1 rRNA gene is annotated in these 819 nt (G+C 71.2%); it reads left to right on the forward strand.

Annotation, left to right across the window (positions count from 1 at the left end):
* A 5S ribosomal RNA gene (gene rrf / locus ADK60_RS23820) occupies window positions 1-96 on the forward strand; the annotation flags it as partial.
* Between the last annotated feature and the right edge of the window lie 723 nt (window positions 97-819).

Genomic DNA, 819 nt, shown 5'->3' on the forward strand with positions numbered 1-819 from the left:
GAAACGCCCGGTTACATTCCGAACCCGGAAGCTAAGCCTCACAGCGCCGATGGTACTGCAGGGGGGACCCTGTGGGAGAGTAGGACGCCGCCGAACAATTATTCAAAGCCGCGGCCCCCAGCGATTCGCTGGGGGCCGCGGCTTTTTTGCGTTGTGCGCATGTGTGTACGACCGGCAGATCAGGGACTTCCGCCCGGACGCGGGGTGTCCCTGGATGTCGGACAATGGAGAAGGTGCACGGCCAGGAGGTCGGCGCCGAACCGCGAGCGGGCAGTGGTGCTGCCCGGTGCGCGGTGGAGATGAAGAAGCAGAAGGAGTCACCACGATGGCGAACGAGCCCCAGGACCGTCCCGAGCGTCGATCGGACGACGGCCGCGGCTACGAGCCCCGGTCCCGCGGGAGCTGGTCCAACGACCGTGCTCCGCGACGCGACGACCGCCGCGACGACCGTGGCGGCCGTCCCGCCGGCGGCGGCTACGGCGGTGGCCGTGACGACCGCGGTGGCGACCGTGGCGGCTTCCGCCGCGACGACCGCGGTGGCGACCGCCCCTACAGCGGCGGTGGTGGCGGCGGGTTCCGCCGTGACGACCGTGGTGACCGTCCGACCGGTGGCGGCGGCGGTTTCCGTCGCGATGACCGTGGTGACCGTCCGTCGGGTGGTGGCTTCCGTCGGGACGACCGTCCGGGTGGTTTCGGTGGTGGCCGTGACGACCGTGGCGGCGACCGCGGTGGGTTCCGTCGTGATGACCGTGGTGACCGTCCGACCGGTGGTGGCGGCGGTTTCCGTCGTGACGACCGTGGCGGCGACCGTCCGTCGGG

The organism is Streptomyces sp. XY431 (assembly GCF_001279805.1).
Taxonomy (GTDB): domain Bacteria; phylum Actinomycetota; class Actinomycetes; order Streptomycetales; family Streptomycetaceae; genus Kitasatospora; species Kitasatospora purpeofusca.